Origin of the sequence: Stieleria tagensis (genome assembly GCF_024129865.1) — a bacterium.
Classification (GTDB): Bacteria; Planctomycetota; Planctomycetia; order Pirellulales; family Pirellulaceae; genus Stieleria; species Stieleria tagensis.
In genome coordinates this window covers 1-3,776 of the sequence record NZ_JAMYFE010000006.1, presented here as the reverse complement: position 1 = coordinate 3,776, position 3,776 = coordinate 1, and the positions used below count along the sequence as shown (strand labels likewise).

Here is a 3,776-nt window from a genome sequence, read left to right as displayed (position 1 = left end):
GAGTCTCATCCTCGTAACGGTACGGATCACGCGGTCGGCGCGAGCGATCCTCTACTTCAATACCACGACTCGCCGACTCGTCGTGCATCCGATTGTTACCCGCTGTCTCTGTCCGAGTCGACAGCAGCAGACAGAAACAACTTCGGAGCAGACAGCAGTAAGCATAGCACGATATAGCAAGCTGAATTCACTACGATGCCAATCTGGATAAGATCCCACGTCGAGAACCATTGCGGGTCATTGTTAAACACTTGGATCGAAAACCAATGCCAAGCGATCAACACAATGGTGGGCGCAACAATCGCGAATAACCACCTCTGAAAATATCCAAGGCCGACCAAGCGGGCAATCGTGTGTACTGTCAACGTTACACTCCCAACGACGGCCAGTAGCCTAACGGGCCACAGCCAAAGGAATTGCTTGAAAGTAAACGGTTGATTCTCGGTGGGGATTGGTGTTGCGGAAGCCTCCACGATAGTCGCAGTCGAATCTGGGTACGGCACGCAAAGGATCGAAATGCAAATTGAGACAACAGCCACGACGAAAAGTAGATTGCGAATCGTCATCACGGTCGGGTAACGTTAGCGATTTCCGAGATCGCGACGATTGATTTGGAACTCAGACTGAAACCAGATCGCGATTCCGGAACATCGCATAGTTCCCGTCTTCTTCGAAGTTCGGAGTGATCATGATATTCGCTTGACGAAGACCGTGCCAACGGTTCAGTGGTGGCCAGGGCGTCTGCACCATGGATTCATCCTGGGGCCGGTCGGCACTCAAGGCGTCGGACGTCGGCAGCAGATCAACCAGGCCACACACAGACGATTGATTCATGCGGTTCGTTTTGCTGGGCAATTGCTATGGACGCTTCATCATCCATCAGGAGCGTGTGGAAAACTCCAAGCAACAACGGACGTTGCTGGAAGTTTGGGGTTCGGAAATCGATCGCCTCAAATTCACGTTTGCATCGCAACACGCGAGCCGCCAAATCCACTACTTCTACGCGAGTCGTCACGGGAACGGTAGCGATTTCCGAGATCGCGACGATTGATTTGGAACTCAGGCAGAAACCAAATCGCGATTCCGGAACATCGCATAGTTCCCGTCTTCTTCGAAGTTCGGAGTGATCATGATATTCGATTGACGAAGCCCATGCCAATTTCCAGCCTGGTTTCTGGCACCAGTACCATCGGCTCGGCCAGGGTCAGGTCGGCACTCAAGGCGTCGGACGTCGGCAGCAGATCAACCAGGCCACACACAGACGATTGATTCATGCGGTTCGTTTTGCTGGGCAATTGCGATGGGCGCTTCATCATCCATCAGGAGCGCGTGGAAAACACCAAGCAACAACGGACGTTGCTGGAAGTTTGGGGTTCGGAAATCGATAGCCTCAAATCCGCGTATGAATCGCAACACGCGAGCAGCCAAATCCACTACCTCTACGAGAGTCCCTACGGGAACGGTAGCGATGTGCGGGCGGCGGCGATTGACTCGCAAGCAGACGAACAACCGTGCCACCGCCGCTCCGTCACCATCGCATGGTTACCCCATTCTACGTGAGCGCTGCGCCGTTGTGGGTGTCTTCGGCCTGCCAACCAGTGTGCTCAACGATTCGACGAATAAACGCCCAAACAGGATGCGATTTGTCGCTGTGCGGATCACCGTCCAGGATGTTGATGCTCAAGGTTAGCGATTCAGTGACATGCTTGTTGCCGATGAACAGAGTCTCATACCGAAAGGAATCATCAACCGAAACTTCCGTTGGGCCCTGGCGTGGAATTGGGGCGTCAAGAATCAGTTCGCATGCAGAGAGAAACTTCTCGCGAACGGAGGCTTTAGTGCCCATTGCAGAATCAGCGTCGTAAAATCGAACATCCCAGCTCATTTGGAAACATCACTTGGGTTTCGGGAGAGGCAAACATCGATTGGGGTAACGATACGGATCACGTGGTCGCCGCGAAAGACTCACCACTTCAATAAACTCAACTCGGCGACTCACGTGCATCCGCTGGTTCTGTCGATTCTGCGCCCCGTGATCGTTCGGCGATTCGAGTGCATTCTTCGCGCGAGACATTCGTGGTTCGAGTGACCTGCCAATCCATTTTCCGATCGAACAAAACATACCATCCCGAAGATCCGTCTCGGGTTACCTCATATATCATTAACGATCCGGTGGTGTTGGACAACGTATTTCCGGAATACCAGCAGTACAATCCGGGCCGAAAGAGATGCCAGAACTGCGCACCGCTCTTTTCCGCATGCAAGCCCGAAAGCGTTGATTCGGCTTTTATGTATCGTCCATCTGTTGCGCGGTAATGCGTTAGAGCGGTTTTGATTCGCGACGGTCGAAATGGAGGCGATGGAAGCGTCGCATCATTGATGTTGCGATTTCGGACCCCAGCCGCCCCGAGAATTTTGCCGGCAAATCCCAGCCAACGTTCGCCGAACCAGTTGTCAACATGAATCACACGCACCATGCCAGGTGAGTAGAGTTTTGCGTAGTGCGACACGAACGACGCAACCAATTCGACGAATCGGCTGTCATCAATAGATGTTATTTCGAGTTCGATTACTGGCATGGGAGTCTGCGACAGAACGTCGGCGATCACGCGGCGGCGACGGTTGATTGACCACTTCATACAACTTGACTTCGCCGCTCGTCGTGCATCGCATGGTTCCACATTCTACACGGCATTCGGCGGACAGGGGAAAGGGTTAAACCACGAAGGACGCGAAGAGCACGAAGGCGAGACCATCACAGGACGATTCGCTTGATTCCATCCTTGAGCTTGGTCACGTTGAAGTTGATCAGCAATCCTGTCTTGACGCTGGAAAGTTTCATGTAGGTCAGCAGTTGTGCCTCGTGAATCCCAGTCAGTTTGTCCACACTTTTCAGTTCGAAAATCAACCGATCGTCAATCAGGAGATCGATTCGGTAACCGCAGTCCAGCTGGATGCCTTTGTATTCGACCGGCTGTGGGTACTGAAGCTTGAACGGAATAACGTTGCGTGCGAGTTCGTGGGCTAGACACTGTTCGTAGGCTGATTCGAGCAACCCTGGTCCCAATTCACGATGGACCTCGATCGCACATCCAATCACCCGATGCGAAAGGTCATCGAATTCCATGCTTCGTGCTCTTCGTGTCCTTCGTGGTTACCCCATTCCGGCTGCCGTCAGTTCAGTGGTGGAACGTTAGCGATTTCCGAGATCGCGACGATTGATTGGGAACTCAGACAGAAACCTGATTCGCGATTCCGGAACATCGTCTGGTTCCCGTCTTCTTCATAGTCCATCTGGGTCATGATATTCGATTGACGAAGCCCATGCCAATTTTCAGCCTGGTTTCTGGTACCAGTAACATCGGCTCGGCCAGGGTCAGGTCGGCACTCAAGGCGTCGGATGTCTGAAGCGGATCAACCAGGCCACACACTGACGATTGATTCATGCGGTTCGTTTTGCTGGGCAACTGCGATGGGCGTTTCATCGACCATCAGGAGCGTGTGGAAAACACCAAGCAACAACGGACGTTGCTGGAAGTTTGGGGTTCGGAAATCGATCGCCTCAAATTCACGTTTGCATCGCAACACGCGAGCCGCCAAATCCACTACTTCTACGCGAGTCGTCACGGGAACGTTAGCGATTTCCGAGATCGCGACGATTGATTTGAAACTCAGACAGAAACCTGATTCGCGATTCCGGAACATCGTCTGGTTCCCGTCTTCTTCAAAGTCCAGCTGAGTCATGATATTCGGTTGACGAACACCGTGCCAACGGT

Annotated in this window: 7 protein-coding genes; 2 read left to right on the top strand and 5 right to left on the bottom strand. The window is 52.8% G+C overall.

The features are described from left to right. Nucleotides 1-618: 618 nt before the first annotated feature. A complete protein-coding gene (locus tag NHH03_RS00220; protein ID WP_253153580.1) occupies nt 619-834 on the bottom strand; it encodes a hypothetical protein in 216 nt (71 codons plus the stop codon). Between NHH03_RS00220 and NHH03_RS00215 the strand changes: the two genes are divergently transcribed. After that, a complete protein-coding gene (locus NHH03_RS00215; RefSeq protein WP_253153579.1) occupies nt 833-1,051 on the top strand; it encodes a hypothetical protein in 219 nt (72 codons plus the stop codon). The genes NHH03_RS00220 and NHH03_RS00215 overlap by 2 nt on opposite strands. 76 nt (nt 1,052-1,127) lie before the next feature. On the opposite strand, the gene NHH03_RS00210 is transcribed toward NHH03_RS00215, so the two are convergent. Beyond that, a complete protein-coding gene (locus NHH03_RS00210; protein ID WP_253153578.1) occupies nt 1,128-1,274 on the bottom strand; it encodes a hypothetical protein in 147 nt (48 codons plus the stop codon). Between NHH03_RS00210 and NHH03_RS00205 the strand changes: the two genes are divergently transcribed. Then, entirely contained in the window at nt 1,273-1,560 is a 288-nt protein-coding gene (locus NHH03_RS00205) for a hypothetical protein (RefSeq protein ID WP_253153577.1), read from the top strand. The two genes, NHH03_RS00210 and NHH03_RS00205, sit on opposite strands and share 2 nt — an antisense overlap. On the opposite strand, the gene NHH03_RS00200 is transcribed toward NHH03_RS00205, so the two are convergent. The 3 genes from NHH03_RS00200 to NHH03_RS00190 all read right to left on the bottom strand — a co-directional run. After that, nucleotides 1,553-1,885: a hypothetical protein gene (locus NHH03_RS00200; protein ID WP_253153576.1), complete on the bottom strand. Its 333-nt coding sequence runs from the start codon at nt 1,883-1,885 to the stop codon at nt 1,553-1,555. The two genes, NHH03_RS00205 and NHH03_RS00200, sit on opposite strands and share 8 nt — an antisense overlap. An 870-nt stretch (nt 1,886-2,755) precedes the next feature. Further along, on the bottom strand, nt 2,756-3,127 hold the full coding sequence (locus NHH03_RS00195) for a GxxExxY protein (protein WP_253153575.1): 372 nt from the start codon (nt 3,125-3,127) through the stop codon (nt 2,756-2,758). A gap of 287 nt (nt 3,128-3,414) precedes the next feature. Continuing rightward, a partial coding sequence (locus NHH03_RS00190; RefSeq protein ID WP_253153573.1) for a hypothetical protein occupies nt 3,415-3,776 on the bottom strand: 362 nt, incomplete at its 5' end.

Bases quoted from the DNA above. Each gene is read 5' to 3' on its own strand.
- NHH03_RS00205 (WP_253153577.1), top strand. From the start codon at position 1,273: ATGCGGTTCGTTTTGCTGGGCAATTGCGATGGGCGCTTCATCATCCAT.
- NHH03_RS00195 (WP_253153575.1), bottom strand. From the start codon at position 3,127: ATGGAATTCGATGACCTTTCGCATCGGGTGATTGGATGTGCGATCGAG.
- NHH03_RS00210 (WP_253153578.1), bottom strand. From the start codon at position 1,274: ATGAATCAATCGTCTGTGTGTGGCCTGGTTGATCTGCTGCCGACGTCC.
- NHH03_RS00200 (WP_253153576.1), bottom strand. From the start codon at position 1,885: ATGAGCTGGGATGTTCGATTTTACGACGCTGATTCTGCAATGGGCACT.
- NHH03_RS00220 (WP_253153580.1), bottom strand. From the start codon at position 834: ATGAATCAATCGTCTGTGTGTGGCCTGGTTGATCTGCTGCCGACGTCC.
- NHH03_RS00215 (WP_253153579.1), top strand. From the start codon at position 833: ATGCGGTTCGTTTTGCTGGGCAATTGCTATGGACGCTTCATCATCCAT.